Origin of the sequence: Ureibacillus thermosphaericus (assembly GCF_012396605.1) — a bacterium.
Taxonomy (GTDB): domain Bacteria; phylum Bacillota; class Bacilli; order Bacillales_A; family Planococcaceae; genus Ureibacillus; species Ureibacillus thermosphaericus.
The window spans coordinates 1-15,685 of sequence record NZ_JAAXPW010000008.1 but is presented as its reverse complement, the minus strand read 5'-3'; the positions used below and the strand labels follow the sequence as shown (position 1 = coordinate 15,685).

The 15,685-nt window shown below is 33.1% G+C and carries 19 protein-coding genes; 4 read left to right on the top strand and 15 right to left on the bottom strand.

Annotated elements, in window-relative coordinates; all coding sequences use genetic code 11:
- Positions 1 to 82: 82 nt before the first annotated feature.
- Positions 83 to 1,753 (bottom strand): dihydroxy-acid dehydratase, encoded by a 1,671-nt coding sequence (gene ilvD / locus HF990_RS05055; RefSeq protein WP_016838063.1) that lies wholly within the window; start codon positions 1,751 to 1,753, stop codon positions 83 to 85.
- An 854-nt stretch (positions 1,754 to 2,607) separates the two neighbouring features.
- On the opposite strand from ilvD, the gene HF990_RS05050 reads away from it, so the two are divergent.
- A complete protein-coding gene (locus tag HF990_RS05050; RefSeq protein WP_016838061.1) occupies positions 2,608 to 2,865 on the top strand; it encodes a GlsB/YeaQ/YmgE family stress response membrane protein in 258 nt (85 codons plus the stop codon).
- A 66-nt stretch (positions 2,866 to 2,931) separates the two neighbouring features.
- On the opposite strand, the gene HF990_RS05045 is transcribed toward HF990_RS05050, so the two are convergent.
- The gene (locus tag HF990_RS05045) at positions 2,932 to 3,639 is read right to left on the bottom strand and encodes a lytic transglycosylase domain-containing protein (RefSeq protein WP_168412115.1); all 708 of its coding nucleotides are present in this window, start codon (positions 3,637 to 3,639) and stop codon (positions 2,932 to 2,934) included.
- A gap of 258 nt (positions 3,640 to 3,897) precedes the next feature.
- On the opposite strand from HF990_RS05045, the gene HF990_RS05040 reads away from it, so the two are divergent.
- A complete protein-coding gene (locus HF990_RS05040) occupies positions 3,898 to 5,004 on the top strand; it encodes a methionine biosynthesis PLP-dependent protein (protein WP_168412114.1) in 1,107 nt (368 codons plus the stop codon).
- Positions 5,005 to 5,127: 123 nt separating this feature from the next.
- Here HF990_RS05040 and HF990_RS05035 read toward each other — a convergent pair whose 3' ends face one another.
- The 4 genes from HF990_RS05035 to HF990_RS05020 all read right to left on the bottom strand — a co-directional run bounded on the left by HF990_RS05035 (position 5,128) and on the right by HF990_RS05020 (position 6,557).
- Entirely contained in the window at positions 5,128 to 5,763 is a 636-nt protein-coding gene (locus HF990_RS05035; protein WP_016838058.1) for an SCO family protein, read from the bottom strand.
- Between the two features lie 112 nt (positions 5,764 to 5,875).
- Positions 5,876 to 6,028, bottom strand: a complete 153-nt coding sequence (locus tag HF990_RS05030) for a YvrJ family protein (protein ID WP_016838057.1) — start codon at positions 6,026 to 6,028, stop codon at positions 5,876 to 5,878.
- Between the two features lie 79 nt (positions 6,029 to 6,107).
- A complete protein-coding gene (locus tag HF990_RS05025; RefSeq protein WP_016838056.1) occupies positions 6,108 to 6,320 on the bottom strand; it encodes a DUF2922 domain-containing protein in 213 nt (70 codons plus the stop codon).
- An 18-nt stretch (positions 6,321 to 6,338) separates the two neighbouring features.
- Positions 6,339 to 6,557, bottom strand: a complete 219-nt coding sequence (locus HF990_RS05020; RefSeq protein WP_016838055.1) for a DUF1659 domain-containing protein — start codon at positions 6,555 to 6,557, stop codon at positions 6,339 to 6,341.
- A 133-nt stretch (positions 6,558 to 6,690) separates the two neighbouring features.
- On the opposite strand from HF990_RS05020, the gene HF990_RS05015 reads away from it, so the two are divergent.
- Complete coding sequence (locus tag HF990_RS05015) at positions 6,691 to 7,113, top strand: DUF2621 domain-containing protein (RefSeq protein ID WP_040764545.1); 423 nt, start codon at positions 6,691 to 6,693, stop codon at positions 7,111 to 7,113.
- A gap of 201 nt (positions 7,114 to 7,314) precedes the next feature.
- On the opposite strand, the gene HF990_RS05010 is transcribed toward HF990_RS05015, so the two are convergent.
- From HF990_RS05010 to HF990_RS04985, 6 genes are all read right to left on the bottom strand, one after another.
- Positions 7,315 to 7,806, bottom strand: a complete 492-nt coding sequence (locus tag HF990_RS05010) for a CcdC family protein (protein ID WP_016838053.1) — start codon at positions 7,804 to 7,806, stop codon at positions 7,315 to 7,317.
- Between the two features lie 96 nt (positions 7,807 to 7,902).
- Complete coding sequence (locus tag HF990_RS05005; RefSeq protein ID WP_016838052.1) at positions 7,903 to 8,274, bottom strand: response regulator; 372 nt, start codon at positions 8,272 to 8,274, stop codon at positions 7,903 to 7,905.
- 29 nt (positions 8,275 to 8,303) lie between these two features.
- Positions 8,304 to 9,020, bottom strand: a complete 717-nt coding sequence (locus HF990_RS05000) for a cytochrome c biogenesis CcdA family protein (RefSeq protein WP_016838051.1) — start codon at positions 9,018 to 9,020, stop codon at positions 8,304 to 8,306.
- Between the two features lie 156 nt (positions 9,021 to 9,176).
- Positions 9,177 to 9,809, bottom strand: a complete 633-nt coding sequence (locus HF990_RS04995) for a GIY-YIG nuclease family protein (RefSeq protein WP_168412113.1) — start codon at positions 9,807 to 9,809, stop codon at positions 9,177 to 9,179.
- 98 nt (positions 9,810 to 9,907) lie between these two features.
- Complete coding sequence (gene rarD, locus HF990_RS04990; protein ID WP_096551069.1) at positions 9,908 to 10,810, bottom strand: EamA family transporter RarD; 903 nt, start codon at positions 10,808 to 10,810, stop codon at positions 9,908 to 9,910.
- Positions 10,811 to 11,008: 198 nt separating this feature from the next.
- Positions 11,009 to 11,950 carry an alpha/beta hydrolase gene (locus HF990_RS04985; protein WP_016838048.1) on the bottom strand — a complete coding sequence of 314 codons (942 nt, stop codon included), beginning with the start codon at positions 11,948 to 11,950 and terminating at the stop codon, positions 11,009 to 11,011.
- A gap of 303 nt (positions 11,951 to 12,253) precedes the next feature.
- Here HF990_RS04985 and HF990_RS04980 point away from each other — a divergent pair, with 303 nt between their 5' ends.
- Complete coding sequence (locus HF990_RS04980) at positions 12,254 to 12,574, top strand: CotD family spore coat protein (RefSeq protein ID WP_016838047.1); 321 nt, start codon at positions 12,254 to 12,256, stop codon at positions 12,572 to 12,574.
- Positions 12,575 to 12,645: 71 nt separating this feature from the next.
- On the opposite strand, the gene HF990_RS04975 is transcribed toward HF990_RS04980, so the two are convergent.
- The 3 genes from HF990_RS04975 to HF990_RS04965 all read right to left on the bottom strand — a co-directional run bounded on the left by HF990_RS04975 (position 12,646) and on the right by HF990_RS04965 (position 15,425).
- Positions 12,646 to 13,788 (bottom strand): toxic anion resistance protein, encoded by a 1,143-nt coding sequence (locus HF990_RS04975; RefSeq protein ID WP_016838046.1) that lies wholly within the window; start codon positions 13,786 to 13,788, stop codon positions 12,646 to 12,648.
- A gap of 193 nt (positions 13,789 to 13,981) precedes the next feature.
- Positions 13,982 to 14,566, bottom strand: a complete 585-nt coding sequence (locus tag HF990_RS04970) for a peroxidase-related enzyme (RefSeq protein ID WP_232019831.1) — start codon at positions 14,564 to 14,566, stop codon at positions 13,982 to 13,984.
- A gap of 79 nt (positions 14,567 to 14,645) precedes the next feature.
- The gene (locus HF990_RS04965) at positions 14,646 to 15,425 is read right to left on the bottom strand and encodes an SDR family NAD(P)-dependent oxidoreductase (RefSeq protein WP_168412112.1); all 780 of its coding nucleotides are present in this window, start codon (positions 15,423 to 15,425) and stop codon (positions 14,646 to 14,648) included.
- Between the last annotated feature and the right edge of the window lie 260 nt (positions 15,426 to 15,685).

Genomic DNA, 15,685 nt, shown 5'->3' with positions numbered 1-15,685 from the left:
CTATATCCTTTAACCTCATCATTGAATTAAACAGTTATTTGTATATTTTTTAATGTTCATATTTATCGCAATTTTAAGAAAATTATATTTTCATAATGCCGCCTTTAGAAGCGTTTGTCACAAGTTTTGAATATCTTGCTAACCATCCGGATTTAATTTTTGGTTCAAATGGTTTTAGTTGATTACGCCGATTTTCTAATTCTTCTTCTGAAACTTTTAAGTTGATTGTTCGGTTCGGTAAATCGATTTCGATTATATCACCATTTTTAACTAAAGCAATTGGTCCACCTTCAGCTGCTTCAGGTGAAATATGCCCAATGGAAATACCACGTGATGCACCACTAAATCGTCCATCTGTAATGAGAGCAACCTTCGTTCCAAGTCCTCTGCCGACTATAGCAGAAGTTGGAGCAAGCATCTCAGGCATACCAGGACCACCTTTTGGTCCTTCATAGCGAATAACTACAACATGCCCTTCCCTTACCTTGCCTTCATCAATAGCAGCTAAAGCTTCTTCTTGAGAATCAAAAACAATTGCTTCGCCTGTAAACACTTTTATTGATGGATCAACAGCTCCTACTTTAATGACAGAGCCTTCAGGTGCTAGATTTCCATATAGAATTGATAAACCGCCAACCGGACTATATGGGTTATCTTTCGTTCGAATTACATTTGTATTTGTTATTTCATAGCCTTGAACTAGTTCACCTATTGTTTTGCCTGCAACTGTAGGACGATTTGGATGAATGCAGCCAGGGATTTTTGTTAATTCGTTTATGATGGCACTTACTCCACCAGCTTTATTGATGTCATCCATCGAAATATCGGATGCTGGCATGATTTTTGCAATATATGGAACACGTTCAGCAATTTTATTAATGTCTTCTAAGTTATAATCAATTCCCGCTTCATTAGCAATGGCTAACGTATGTAATACTGTATTTGTAGAACCGCCCATAGCCATGTCTAAAGCAAAAGCATCGTCAATTGCTTCTTTTGTAATAATATCCCGAGGACGAATATCTTCTTCAATCATGCGAATTAAATGTCTTGCTGCTTCACGAATAAGTTCTTTTCTTTGTTCACTCGTAGCAACGATTGTACCGTTGCCGGGAAGAGTAACTCCGAGCATTTCCATTAAACAGTTCATGGAATTTGCCGTAAACATTCCTGAACAAGATCCGCAAGTTGGGCAAGCATTCATTTCAATATCTTTAAATTCTTCTTCAGTCATTTGACCTGACTTATACGCACCTACTCCTTCAAATACTGAAGATAATGAAAGTTGTTTTCCTGTAGAACTTCTTCCCGCTTCCATTGGTCCACCGGAAACAAATATTGAAGGAACGTTTGTGCGAACTGCAGCCATTAACATTCCAGGCGTGATTTTGTCACAGTTTGGAATGAAAAAGACGCCATCAAACCAGTGAGCATTAATCACTGTTTCAGCAGAATCAGCAATGAGTTCACGGCTAGGTAAAGAGTAGCGCATTCCGATATGACCCATCGCAATTCCATCATCAACACCAATTGTGTTGAATTCAAATGGAATTCCTCCTGCTTCAATGATTGCCTCTTTAACTTCTTCAGCAAATTCACGTAAGTGTACGTGACCAGGAATAATATCGATGTAAGAGTTACAAACACCGATAAATGGTTTACCTAAGTCTTTAGGTTTTACTTTCCCCGTAGCATATAGCAAGCTACGGTGAGGAGCACGATCAACTCCTACTTTAATCATATCACTTCTCATACTCTCAAACGCCCCTCACAAATACTAATATTTCCAATGTAGCGATTACGGGTAATAATCATTTCTCCGACTAATGATTATAATAATTTGTTCAAGTTCTTTGGAAAAAGTGTCGGTGAAATTGTTGTCATAATAGTACATAAATGACCCTTTCGTCAACCATATTTTTTAAATTTTTTATAAAATTTCAAAAATTCAATTTTATTGCAAACGTTTTCTTTCTACGTTTTGTTGGAATTATTCTTATACTTTCATTTTTTTTCTGAATTTAATAAAATTAAAATTTTTTAGATCCAACAATTATTATTGGGAATAATAATCGGATTTCATTTTGAGTAATTCGTGAAAAGTGGTGTAAATAGAACTTCTTCAATGAAAAACAAAAAAAGACCCGACCAATAAGTTAACTTATTGGTCAGGTTTAAATAATCAAATCAATATTTTAATGTTTTTTTGCTCTTGTGGTCGTCACATCCAACTATCCCTCATCATGAAAGCGTTAGCACCAGACGAAGGGGAAGTGCCTCAAAAGACTTTTCAGACTCCTCCCTTTTCTATTAACCTATTGGAACAATCGCAAAATCGATTGCTAAATTGAAAAATACGATTGTGTGAATGATAGCAAATATAATCCCCTGTCGATCTAAATTTCTTGTCATATTCATATAGATCCACCCCATCCCCCGTTAATTTTGTCTTCTTTGTGAACATTATATGACATTTTTCATCATTTTGCAAAATATTCAAAAAATATTTTTTCGTTATTTCATTTAGACTAGTTTGTTTGCATATCTCAAAAGCATTTGAGCACACTAACATAATGAAGATGCATCATAAAAGGAGTGGAATTATTCATGAATTTTATTTGGTATTTAGTTATTGGTGGAGTAATTGGATGGCTGGCTGGGGTTATTGTCGGCAAAGATATCCCTGGTGGTATTATCGGAAATATTGTAGCCGGCATTGTTGGATCATGGATCGGTAGTGCATTTTTAGGAAACTGGGGCTGGGAAGTTTCAAACTTTTATGTATTTCCAGCTTTGATTGGATCCGTTGTATTAGTATTTATTGTAAGTTTAATCATGAAAGGGTTTAGAAAAGCGACGGATTAAAATACTGATTCACTTGTAAAATGATCATCCAATACAGGGATGATCATTTTACTATGGACCACTTTTTTAGCTTGAATTACTATTTGTGGCTGTTATCACTTCTTTTTCTAAAAGAGGACTAACACGCTCATATTGCTCATAATAATATAAAATTTTCTTCACATAATCATTGCTATGGTTATAATGATAAATCGCTTTTTCCATTTTCCCTTCCCTTACCCCGGCTTGAGATAAAAAATTGGCAGCACTAAATATTGCATCTTCAATATCAAATGGATCTGCCACCCCATCCCCGTTTGCATCAACTCCATAGCCGCCATATTTTTCTATGACTTTCGGATCGGTTTTTTCTGATTCCGGAATATTTCCCTTCCCAAGTCCATCACAAGTTGGATGACTCCATCCTACAAATGTACATGGCATAAATTGCATATGGCCTTCTGCTCCTACGGGTGAAATTAATGTGTTCATTGTTGAAAATCTCGTTTCAACTCGATGATGTGCAGCAAGTAATGTCCAAGGAACATTATATTGTTCACCGGCTTTCATATAAATTGGTATATATTCTGCTGGAATTTTTAAATCAAAGTCCTCTTGTATTTTTTCAATTTCAGTTGTTTCATTAGAATTAAATAAAGATAGTGATTTTAAATCTTCCCAAGCTAAATATGCAATGGAATATATGATTATAGATGCAGGAATGAGTAATATAATGAGGAATAGCTTCATTCCGGGGCTTATTAATGTTCTTTTCTTTTTCTTCTTTTTCGACATAATTTCCCCCTAAATCATAATGTTGTTTTTTCTCCCCTAAATAATGATTATATCCTAAAAATATAATAAAAATTAATTTTAAAAAACCATTAAAGTTTGATGAAAGTTAGAAAACAAATTTATAAATATTTAATTAATTCTATTAAATAACTAAGAAAAATCATGTTAATTTCTGAAACTATTGTTTTTAAATTTAGACCATGTTAAATTGTTAGATAACTAAAATTATTTAGTATTTTCAAGGAAAGAGTGACAGACATGACGAAAAATTCAATCGAAACAAAATTAGTTCAATTAGGAAATCAAAGTGACCCTAGAACTGGAGCTGTAAATCCCCCAATCTATCTATCTACAGCATACAAACACACCGGGATTGGAGAATCAACAGGTTATGATTATATTCGCACAAAAAATCCAACTCGGGAAATTTTAGAAAATGGAATTGCAGAATTGGAAGGTGGAGATGCAGGATTTGCCTGTAGTTCCGGAATGGCCGCTATCCAATTAATACTTTCAATATTTAAACCTGGTGATGAAATCATTTTGCCGGAAGATGTGTATGGAGGCACTTATCGTTTATTGAAATCATATAACGAGTTGTATAATATTCGACCTGTTTATTTTTCTAATGCGGAACAAGTAGAAGAGTTGATTAATGAAAAAACAAAAGCCATTTTCCTTGAAACTCCTACAAATCCACTAATGATTGAATTTGATTTAGATTACTTTAATCAAATTTGTAAAAAACATAATTTAATGTTTATTGTTGATAATACGTTCTACTCGCCTTATTTTCAACGCCCAATAGAACATGGTGCCGATATAGTAATGCATAGTGGTACAAAATATATTGCTGGACATAATGATACATTAGCTGGTCTTGTTGTTTCAAAAGGAAAAGAGTTAAGCGAAAAATTAGCATATAATCAAAATAGTATGGGTCTTGTACTTTCTCCTTTTGATAGTTGGTTAGTAATACGTGGATTAAAAACACTACATCTACGAATGAAACAACATGATGAAAACGCAAAAAGAGTCGTTAAATTTTTGAAAGAAGAACCTTTAGTAACGGATGTGTTATATACAGGTAAAGGCGGAATGCTTTCATTTAAATTACAAAAATCGGATTTAGTGAATCCTTTTTTAAAAAAAATGAAGCTGATTACTTTTGCTGAGAGTTTAGGTGGTCCAGAAAGCTTTATTACTTACCCTGCTACCCAAACACATGCTGACATTCCTTATGAAGAGCGTGTTGCTCGAGGAGTTGATGATTGTTTGCTACGTTTTTCCGTAGGTTTAGAAAATGCAGAAGATATTATTGCAGATTTAAAACAAGTATTTAATCAATTAAGAGAAGAACAATAAATTTTTGCTCAACAAAAAACCGAACTATTCAATTCTTGAAAAAATGATGCGGAATAGTTCGGTTTTCTTTATCTGTTTTGTGCGTAAGATAATTTTTCAAGAGTTTTTAATGGTTAATTTTAATTACTTCTTTTTCATGTTGTTAATTAGTGTCTCAATGTCGATTGCTATTTCATCATATGGGACAGCTTGACCGGAATTTTCCTCTTCTGAATAACCTGAATATAATTTTACAGCTACACCATTTTCATCAACCAAATAAAATGAGGAACCATGGATTACTTGATCGCCGTCTTCAGGCATTTTTACTAGAGTTTTAAACGATTTTAATGCAAATTGCTCGATGAATTTTTGATCATAACCAGTTAGTAAATGCCATTTTGATTCATCGGGTACAGTAAAGAATTTTAAATACTTCGAAAGCACTTCAGGAGTGTCTCTTGCTGGGTCTACTGAAAACCCAACGATTTTATAGTCCTCTAATCCTTTTTCTTTTAATTTTTCTTGTACGATTGACATATTTAACGTCATTGGCTGACAAATCGTGTTACAATTTGTAAAAATAAACATAGCAATCCAAGGTTGTCCCTTTAAGCTGTCTAATGTAACAGTTTCTCCTCGATGGTCAATCATCTTAAAATCTTCAATTTGGTACTCGATTGTCGGTTTAAAATTATAATTGCTACAAGCACTTAACACTATACTAACAATCAACATGATAGAAATAATAATAAAATTCCTTTTTTTTATAATCTTCATAAAGCCTCAACTCCCTTGGAATACTATGTTTATCATATAGGAAAGTAGTATAATAGTAAAAGCTTTTCCGCTTGAAAGGTTTTTAACAAATTTGTGAAATATTTTTCACTTTCTATCGTTCAAATACTTTTTCCCCATTGATGTTTTTCAATGATACGAGAACAGAATAAATGGCTTCAAGCTTAGCTTCGATTCGATGTAACAAATAAAAAGAAATGATAATAGGAAAACCAAGTTCTTGAATTAATGTGATCCATTGTTCCATCTATATAATCCCCTTTTTTAATATATTGATTAGAAAAATCGACAAAATCCAGTAAGGACTTTGCCGATTTTCATGAAAATTAAAGAATATCTGTTATCGTTTTATCAATCAGCCGTGCTTGTTTAACGCCCGCAAGTGGTGCTCCATCCAAATGAAAAACATCTTGATTAATTATCATTTGCATAGCATTGGATACATCTGTTGAAGTTAAATTTGGTTTTGGGTCGTTCAATGAGAGGGTTAAAATCTTTCCATTAGCTGCCTCAAATTTCATTTCAAGCACTGATGTCATGACATGTTACCTCCTTCATTATAAATCGATTTTTTCTGTTGTAGACAAAGTTGCATGAACGACTGGATAATTGGATAGTTGAATGAATGCTTGTACAACAGCTGCTAATTGTTCTGCTGTTACATTCGAGCGCACATTTTTGTAAGATCTAGAAGAGTAGACAACATCACCATATTCATCAATCCCCGTCTCATAAACGATTTTTAATGTTGCATTTTCAAACGTTAAGTTTGCCATTACTTATCCCCCCTTTCACTTATCCATATATCGAATTCATAAAAAAATAGAGACAACCTTAATGAAAAAATTTTTTACCTTGTTATAATGTTTTAGAGAGGAAAAAGAGGTGAACAAATTGGAAGGTTGGTTAATGTGGTTTCTCGTTTTTTGGAGTTTTGTAATGGTTGTATTAATGGCCATTGGCGGGTTTTTTATGTTCCGAAAGTTTTTAAAATCATTGCCAAAAAAGGATGGAAAATCAGATTTAGATTGGCAAGATTACTATATCAAGAAGACTCTGCATTTATGGAATGACGAATCAAAGCAATTGTTAAATGAACTTGTTAGTCCAGTTCCCGAATTATTTAGACAGCAAGCTAAGGAGTCGATTGCTGGAAAAATTGGCGAACTTGCATTAAAAGAGCATGCCAAAACCATTACGCAAGAATTAATTATTCGAGGCTATATTATTGCAACTCCAAAAAGAGATCACAAGTTTTTGCGAAAAAAATTAGCTGAAATGAATATTGATGTAACGCCTTATGAAAAATATTTTGCGGAAAGCAAAAAATGATGGATATTTAATACCCTTATTATAGTACAAACCATCAATAAACTTTGAACAAATAATGAAGTATAAAAATGAGCTGGAACCAAACTAAAAAACATCATTTTCTCAAAAGAGAAAATGATGTTTTTATTGATTTCCGTTCCGAAACGCTTTCTAAGGATCCGAAACGAGCCTTCTCGTTCTAAAGGGTCCCTTTCCTATTACTTAATTTACTAAGTTTGATTTTTCGATTTTCTTATACTGAATGAACATGGCAATGCGCCATGGCCAGAGCATGGCAAAGGCAAGTATCCAAAACATGCCCGCTAATTCTCCAGGATCAAAAGAATCGGTTAATACAATTTTTCCAGCAATTCGTATCAATAACAAGCTTACCAAAATAATAAAAAATGCTTTGGAGCGTTTCATATAAATTTCATTGTTACGAATTTCAAATTTGGAAGTTGTAATTAAAACAATAGAAAAAATAATTCCTACTATAACAGCTTCCAATATTTGAAGAGGAGGTACACGGAACTCCTCGAATATAAACATTAATGCACCCGTAGACATAGCAATGGGCGGTATAAGGATTTTTTTTGCATTAACCGGTTTCTTTTGCGAACGCAATCTCATCATCATGATGAAAGTACCCATAAATATTGCCATTAACGTACTCGCAATAATGATATAGCGAGAAGGTATTGCTTCAAACATATAATCCCTCCTCGAAGAAATTACAACTTCAACACATTTGCTTAAAAAAACTGCCTGTTAACATTCAGGCAGTACCTTCATAATAATACCACATTATTATAATTCATATGTATCTAAGACTTTATTAACAATCATTTTTAATTGTGCTGCATCGAATGGTTTGGTAATAAAATCTTTTACCCCTATTTCAAGGGCTTCAACAATCAAGCGTTGTTGTCCTAATGCGGTAACCATAATAATGTTAGCGTTTGGAAAGTTACTTAGAATTTCTCTAGATGCTTCAATACCAGACATGATGGGCATCGTCACATCCATTGTCACTAAGTCCGGTTGATGGAGGTGAAATAGTTTTACGGCTTCTTCACCGTTAGTGGCCTCTCCTACTACATCAAAACCCCATTCAACAAATAGTTTTCTTACTGTTGTTCTCATAAATAATGCGTCATCCACAATTAATACAGAAGGCATTGACAAATCTCCTTTATTTCATCAGCATTCTAGAAACCAGTGAAACCGTCAAATATAGGCGATAAAATTCTAATAATTATATTCATGCCATCGAAGAATAATAATATTCCAACAGCGATCATTACGTAGCCACCGATTTTTACAATTTTATTGCTATATTTTCGTAGCCAACCAATTCTTGAAATGAAGAATGATAGAATAAAAAACGGAATTGAAAAACCTAAAACATAAGCAATCATGTACCCCATTGCCGAATTTGGATTTGTCATAGCAAGAGCAAAAATTGCTGCCAAAATCGGTCCAGTACATGGTGTCCATCCCGCAGCAAAGGCAAGGCCAATCAATGATGAACCTAAGTAGCCTGAAGGTCTATTTTTAAATTGTATTTTTCGATCTTTCATTAAAAAGTCGATATTTAGCCATCCAACGATCATTAGTCCGAAAAGAACAATTAATATAGCACCAATTTGGCGTATTAAATCTTGATAATTAATAAAAAAGTTTTCAATTGATAATAATCTTGCACCAAAACCTAGAACGACGAAAATAATTGAAAATCCTAGTAAGAAAAAGAGCGTATGAAGAATTGCTCTTTTTTGCAGCATGCCTTTATCATTTTTAATTTCATCATAACTCATACCTGTTATGTACGATAAAAATGCGGGATACAACGGCAATGTGCATGGAGATATGAAGCTTAAAAATCCTGCACCAAAGGCAAATAATATATTAATATTTGTTGCCATCTTTGTCTCTCCTTAGCAATTGATGTTTCTATCATATCAAATGTTGCTTAAAAAGTACTAATTTAAAAATTGAAAAATTATTAACAAATAATAATACATGATGTTGATGCATCGTTAATGATTATTAATAAATAATATATGCTGAAAAAATTTTGTTTATTTATTATTATAAGAATAATTTACATCGCTTCCAAATCTTAAGTTCCATTGAGGTTCAAAACGATCGATGATCCAATTTTTCAATCGCTTCATTTCCTTTAAATCAGTTAACGGACATATTTGAAAATAAATAGTAGATTTTCTTATATGTTCAGCAATATTGGCATTAATATGACAATGAGTTGCAGTGCCATCTCGAAAGCACGACTTAGGAGAGATATTTCCAATATGTTGATTAAATCTTAATTTAAATGTATTGTTACAAATCCCTGCAAAAACTAGTTCATCGTTCTTAATCACTAAATAAACACCTTTTTTACTTAGCAAAGAATCGTTGCCTTTAACAATAAATTGGCAATAAGTTAAATCTCCATATTTATTTAAAAATTCTTTGTAAAAGAGGTCATGATTTTTTTTCATCTGATAAATAGCGATTCCAGCCGGAACATCTAAAAGTTCAGTATATTCCTTGATAACCTTTTCTTTTAAATGTTCATATCGTCTATGTTGAAGTAGTTCACGAATTGTTTTTTTATCAAACAAACGAAATAGTTCCTGAATGCCGGTTTCAATCAGTTCAATTCGAATGCGATGAAAAGGATATTCTCGATCCCCAACTTTAATGAACATGAACCAATCCCCTCCCAATAGCTAAAAAAACAAAAAAATCGAAATATTCCCAATCTACGCTTCATTATGGTAATTCGATAAAAACTAAATAATTCCTTTTACGCAAACTTACGTTTTTTTCGATTTTCCAAAACCGTAGATAAACTAAAGAGCAATATAGCTAGCCATATAAAACCGAAAGAAATCAACTCTATGTTTGTAAAGGGTTCTTTATATACAACGGTTCCCAAAATTAAAATAATAGTTGGAGAAAAGTACTGGATGAAGCCTAATATAGATTGTGGTAAAGCTTGAGCCCCTTTAGCAAATAAAATCAATGGGTAAGCAGTTACCAATCCCCCTAACATAAGAAAAACATCTGTTTTCCAATCGAATTGCAAAAATGACGTATTGTTAGTAAACATAAGAAAACCGTAATAAACTAGTGCGAAAGGTAAAATAAACAATGTTTCAATTGCTAATCCCCTTGTTGCATCGAGCTGAATTTTTTTCTTTAATGCACCGTAAACGGCAAATGAACAAGCAAGCCCCAATGCAACCCAAGGGATTTTCCCGTAACGAATTGTCATCAATGCCACTCCGATAAATGCTATAAAAACAGCTACGATTTGAGCTTTAGACAATTGCTCTTTAAAAAGGAATAGGCCAAACAATACGGTGATTAATGGATTTATATAATATCCTAAGCTTGTTTCGACTACATGTTCATTTGTTACTGCCCAAATATATAGGAACCAGTTACATGAAATGACAAAGGATGCTAGTAAAAGTAAGAAAAATGTCTTTTTTTCCTGCCATAACCATTTTAAATCTTCAATAAGTTTACTTTTTTGACCAATGATAAATATAAAAATAGTTGTAAAAATAAACGACCAAATAATACGATTTAATAATATTTCAATGCTATTGACGTGTTCTAATAACTTCCAATAAACAGGAAAGAATCCCCAAATGATATACGCTGCCATGGCACTAATCATGCCTTTTCTTTCTTCAAACATATTGATAATCAACCTTTCAATGATATGAATTAACTTACATACAAATTATAGCGATGGAAAATAATGAAGTAAATGTAATATCATACGAATACAATTCGTTATCTCGAGGGAATAGCTTATTAATAACGTTTCTGTATAGTTGATAAATTTAAAAAGTAAAAAATGACTAACTTTATTCAGTTAGTCATCGTGAAGTGTTTATTCATTTAGTGAACTAAGTGATGAAATGAAGAGCTGAATTTCATTAATTGTTTCCTTTATTTGACTTTGGAAATATTCATTTTTTGTGAAATAACTATGCACAAGTCCCTGAGCAATTCTTAATTTGACTTTTCCCCCTGAATCCTCCAATTTCTTTGCATAAGCAATCCCTTCATCTCTCAATACATCATTTTCGGCAACAATAATAAAAGCGGAGGGCAAGTTCGTCAAGTCCTTAGCTAGTAATGGAGAGACATATTGGTGATATGTTTCATCTTCATTGTTTAAATAATGTTGTTTAAACCACGCCATATCTTCTTTTAAAAGACCATATCCAACTGCAAATTCTTCATAGGATGCAGTGCTGAACGTCAAATCTGTTACAGGATATAATAATACTTGAGCATGAATTGTAGAACCTTGTAAATCTCTGTTTAATAAAGTGACGACAGTTGCTAAATTTCCTCCGGCACTATCTCCTGCTACTAAAATTTGATTGGTTCCATTCAAAAATTTTTTATTTTCAACTGTCCAAAGAAAAGCATCATAAGCATCAAAAACGGGCGTTGGAAATTTAAATTCAGGAGCTAAACGATAATTGACTGAAACCACAATTGATTTCGTTATTTCTGCTAACAATTCACAGGTTTCATTGCACGTTTCAATGCTATTTAACACCCATCCTCCTCCATGATAGTAAACAATAATTGGAAATGGCCCTTTCCCTTTCGGTGTGTAGATTCGTAACGTGATTGAATGACCATCTCTAACCGTAATTGAAACATCTTTTTTCGTTACATTGCTTAAACCCTCAGTACATTTTGTTCTTAAAAATTTTTCCCTTCTAGATCTTTCTTCAATTGGATTCATTGTGTATAACGGAACTTGGCGATTCGTTTCATTTAAATAACGGATAGTGTTTGGTAATAAGGTGGACATAGAGGATCAACCCTTTTTCCTTATATTTCTTATTGGATTACTATGATTTGATTGTACAATGAAATTCTAATTCAATCAACATAAATAGCTGAAGTATGCTGCACTATGTCATAATAATAACTTCTATCCATCAAAATTAGCAAAGAAGAAAATTTTAAACCTCTTTCAAACTAGCTCTCTAATAATAAATATAATTTTTTATTTCAAAATTTTATTTGTTCATCATAGGTATTAATCTAGTTTATTTTTTAAATCTTCCATATGTTATGGATGAATAAATAACTATTAAGGAGGTGAAAATAAATGTTTAATAGAAGACATCAACATCATCATATGAGACCGCAACCTATTTGTTGTCCACCAAATGTAATGCCAACACAAATTGCACCTGCTCAAGTTTCACCAACTCAAGAAGTTGTGAAAACGAATGTATTTAATACAATAGTTCCTCATTTCCATCCAGTGCACACAACAACAGTAAATCGACATATCTATCATCATCAACACTATTATCCAAGAACGTATTCAGAAGTGAATGAATATTATCAAACATCTCAGCAATGTGGTAGCCCTGAAAATCCTAACCCAAGGTGCTTCCCTCTACAAAGAAGATTTGGATATTAAATCCTAATAAATGACTGCACCCCTATTAAGGCAGCATAAAGCTTGCAAAGAGGTGCAGTTTTTTTATTTCATTACATCTTCTTTAACTTTTCATATTCAAGTTGAAGCTGTTCAATTCGTTTTCTACCTTCTTCGCGGCTTTGAATTGTTTCCGCTTGAATTTGTTTCGTTTCTTCAATTCCAGCCAAAATTGTTTTCCATGTATTTTCTATCGTTTCAATTTTAATACTTGGTTGGCTTGCAGTTCTAGCAATTTCCACACTGTTACGACGAATGTTTTCCGCATTTCTCAACAACATTTCATTTGTACGTTTATCTAGCTCTTGCATAGAGTCAGAAACTAATTTTTGACGTTGAATGGTTACTGCATGGATTAAACCTTGTTTAAAAATTGGGATTGTTGTTACAAATGCGGAATTAATTTTTGCAATCAAATGATTATTGCCTTGTTGCATTAAACGGATTTGCGGTGCTGCTTGGAAAGAAACTTGTTGTGCCATCTCTAAATCATAGCGCCGCTGTTCTAACAATTCGATAGCTCTCTGTAAGGATTCGAGCTCCATAATTGCTTCTTGATCACCTTCACTTGATCGCATTTCTAATTTAGAAAGTTCCGGTTTTAAATCTTCCAGTTTTACTTCGATCGCTGCGATATGTTCGCTTAAACTTTTAAAATATTCAAGGTTTTGTTCGTACATTTGTTCAAGTTCGAGCGTATTTTTTTTCATTTCCTGTTCGTATTTCGTAATTTCTTGATAAATGACATCAATTTCTTTATTCATTGTATCGTATTTCGATAATATTTTTTGAAGTTGCTCTTTTCCCTTTCCAAACAGACGAGATAGAAAACCTTTCTTCTCTTCTTTGAAATCTTCCGGATCAAAACGAGACATGATTTTATTTAAATGATTGATGAGCTCACTAGATTTTTCTAATTTACTTTGTTTGATGGAAGCAAGCATCCGATCGGAAAACTTAGAAATGGCATTGGCGGTTTCCTTCCCGAATTCTAAAACCGCTATTTGATTTTTCCAGTCTATTTTTTCAGCAAGAGTACGAACGGCTGGATCTTTTTTTAACTCAATCTGTCTTTTACGCAATTGTGACTTTTCTTCTTCTGTTACAAGCTGAGGAGGAGCTTCAACAATTTCATGTTTTTCTTGTTTCAATTTTGCATCTAAATCTTCAAATAAAGGGTTTTTCATTTCTGACATGGCTTTCCTCCGTTCTTCAATGTATGTTACTCTTTCATTTACAGTTTACACTAACTTCTACAGTAATCATACGATTAAAGAAGTAGGAAAGTTTCATTTCGTTAACCACAAAGCAATAAAAGTATCACAACTTGTTAATAGAGCTCGATGAGCCAAAAAACCACGTTCTTGATTGAACGTGGTTTACGAATGATTAACGATTGTTTTGATTATGTTTAGGATTTGGAATTGCACCAATTGTACTTACCCAACGATTGGTGTAATTAAAGAAACCTACCACAAAAGCTGCTTCTAAAATCTCATGGTCGTTAAACCCAACTTCTCGCAACAAATCTACTTCTTTTGTTGTGATTTCGTCTGGATATTTCGTTGCACGGAAAGCGTAGTCACATAATGCTCTTTGTTTTTCTGTTAATTTTGCACTGCGGTAATTATACGTTAACGTGTCTACCCAAACTGGATCGTTTGTTAGTCTTCGTAACGTATCGCTATGAGTTGTCAAGCAATAGTTACAACAGTTCACCGATGATACAACAAGACCTATCATTTCTTTATCAATTAAATCTAAATACGTATTTTTCGTATTAAACAACGAATATTTAAAATCTAAAAAAGCTTTAAATTGAATCGCATTTAACGGCAAAACTTTAAATAAGTTGTTTACTACTCCTAATTTTTCTTCTTGCTTTTTGATGTTCTCTTCAAAATATTCTTGTAATTCTGGTGGTATTTCTTCTAATTTTGGCTTTTCTAAATAAGATAATTGTTCATCATACATTCCCATATTTCTCCCCACTTTTCTACTATAAGTTACTAATTAATTCATATGAATGATGTGATTACCTCTAGAACAAGGTTTATAATGTTCCTCCTGAACCACCGTCAATATTTATGGAAGTGCCCGTTACATAAGAAGCTGCATCAGAAACAAGAAATGTAATAACTTTTGCTGCTTCTTCTGTTTCGCCAATTCTACCAAGAGGAATCGATTTTCCAATTTCTTTAGAATATTCCTCCCATGAAGAATTTGGCATTTCTCTTTTCCATTTTTCTTCAATTTGCCTACTTCGAATAAGCCCGATACATACTGTGTTAACTCGAATATTATATTTTCCTAAATCTTTACTCATTGCTTTTGTTAATGCAAACCCTGCTGAACGACTAACAGTAGTTGGAAGGCTATTTTCACTTGGAGTTTTAGCGATTGACGCAGTAACGTTTACGATTGAGCCACCATATTCCTTTAAATATGGAAGTGCATATTTTGAACAATGAATTGCACCAAACAATTTTAAATTTAAGTCAGCAACCCAAAGTTCAGTGTCTACTTCTTCAAAAGAATAGGCAGCAGAAGTACCAGCATTATTCACCAAAATATTTAATTTGCCAAATTGCTTAACAGTTTCTTCAATTAAGCGTTTACAATCCTCTTCTTTAGTAACGTCCGCAACAATGGCAAGCACTTCTTTTCCCGTTTCCTTTTTTATTATTGTTTTTGCTTCTTCCAATGACGATTTGTTTCGAGCGCATATGGCAACATTCGCTCCTTCTTTAACTAATTGAAGTGCAGTATGTAGACCAATTCCTTTACTTGCTCCTGTGACGACGGCAACTTTACCTTGTAAATTTAGTTCCATTGTTCACTCTCCTTTACTTCTATTTTGCAAAATAAGAACAAGGTATGTAAATAGATACTTTATTGAAATTTCAAAATAATCAAATGAATATTTTCTATTTATTCTTAATCTTAATTGATTAGAACTTTCTTAGAAAATCGAGTAGGAGGGAGCGATTAACTCCCGTCCTCTCACACCACCGTACGTACGGTTCCGTATACGGCGGTTCAATTAAGATGATTGACGCAAGTCTTTATAACTTCCGTGAATAGCTGTTCTCT

What these genes read in the sequence shown, in the direction of transcription:
- HF990_RS04965 (WP_168412112.1), bottom strand. Translation starts at nt 15,425, where the DNA reads ATGGAACTAAATTTACAAGGTAAAGTTGCCGTCGTCACAGGAGCAAGT.
- HF990_RS05040 (WP_168412114.1), top strand. Translation starts at nt 3,898, where the DNA reads ATGACGAAAAATTCAATCGAAACAAAATTAGTTCAATTAGGAAATCAA.
- HF990_RS04975 (WP_016838046.1), bottom strand. Translation starts at nt 13,788, where the DNA reads ATGTCAGAAATGAAAAACCCTTTATTTGAAGATTTAGATGCAAAATTG.
- HF990_RS04970 (WP_232019831.1), bottom strand. Translation starts at nt 14,566, where the DNA reads ATGTATGATGAACAATTATCTTATTTAGAAAAGCCAAAATTAGAAGAA.
- HF990_RS05020 (WP_016838055.1), bottom strand. Translation starts at nt 6,557, where the DNA reads ATGGCAAACTTAACGTTTGAAAATGCAACATTAAAAATCGTTTATGAG.
- HF990_RS05010 (WP_016838053.1), bottom strand. Translation starts at nt 7,806, where the DNA reads ATGTTTGAAGCAATACCTTCTCGCTATATCATTATTGCGAGTACGTTA.
- HF990_RS04980 (WP_016838047.1), top strand. Translation starts at nt 12,254, where the DNA reads ATGTTTAATAGAAGACATCAACATCATCATATGAGACCGCAACCTATT.
- HF990_RS05050 (WP_016838061.1), top strand. Translation starts at nt 2,608, where the DNA reads ATGAATTTTATTTGGTATTTAGTTATTGGTGGAGTAATTGGATGGCTG.
- HF990_RS05015 (WP_040764545.1), top strand. Translation starts at nt 6,691, where the DNA reads ATGTGGTTTCTCGTTTTTTGGAGTTTTGTAATGGTTGTATTAATGGCC.
- HF990_RS04985 (WP_016838048.1), bottom strand. Translation starts at nt 11,950, where the DNA reads ATGTCCACCTTATTACCAAACACTATCCGTTATTTAAATGAAACGAAT.
- HF990_RS05030 (WP_016838057.1), bottom strand. Translation starts at nt 6,028, where the DNA reads ATGGAACAATGGATCACATTAATTCAAGAACTTGGTTTTCCTATTATC.
- HF990_RS05005 (WP_016838052.1), bottom strand. Translation starts at nt 8,274, where the DNA reads ATGCCTTCTGTATTAATTGTGGATGACGCATTATTTATGAGAACAACA.
- HF990_RS05045 (WP_168412115.1), bottom strand. Translation starts at nt 3,639, where the DNA reads ATGTCGAAAAAGAAGAAAAAGAAAAGAACATTAATAAGCCCCGGAATG.
- HF990_RS05025 (WP_016838056.1), bottom strand. Translation starts at nt 6,320, where the DNA reads ATGACATCAGTGCTTGAAATGAAATTTGAGGCAGCTAATGGAAAGATT.
- rarD (WP_096551069.1), bottom strand. Translation starts at nt 10,810, where the DNA reads ATGTTTGAAGAAAGAAAAGGCATGATTAGTGCCATGGCAGCGTATATC.
- HF990_RS05000 (WP_016838051.1), bottom strand. Translation starts at nt 9,020, where the DNA reads ATGGCAACAAATATTAATATATTATTTGCCTTTGGTGCAGGATTTTTA.
- HF990_RS05035 (WP_016838058.1), bottom strand. Translation starts at nt 5,763, where the DNA reads ATGAAGATTATAAAAAAAAGGAATTTTATTATTATTTCTATCATGTTG.
- ilvD (WP_016838063.1), bottom strand. Translation starts at nt 1,753, where the DNA reads ATGAGAAGTGATATGATTAAAGTAGGAGTTGATCGTGCTCCTCACCGT.
- HF990_RS04995 (WP_168412113.1), bottom strand. Translation starts at nt 9,809, where the DNA reads ATGTTCATTAAAGTTGGGGATCGAGAATATCCTTTTCATCGCATTCGA.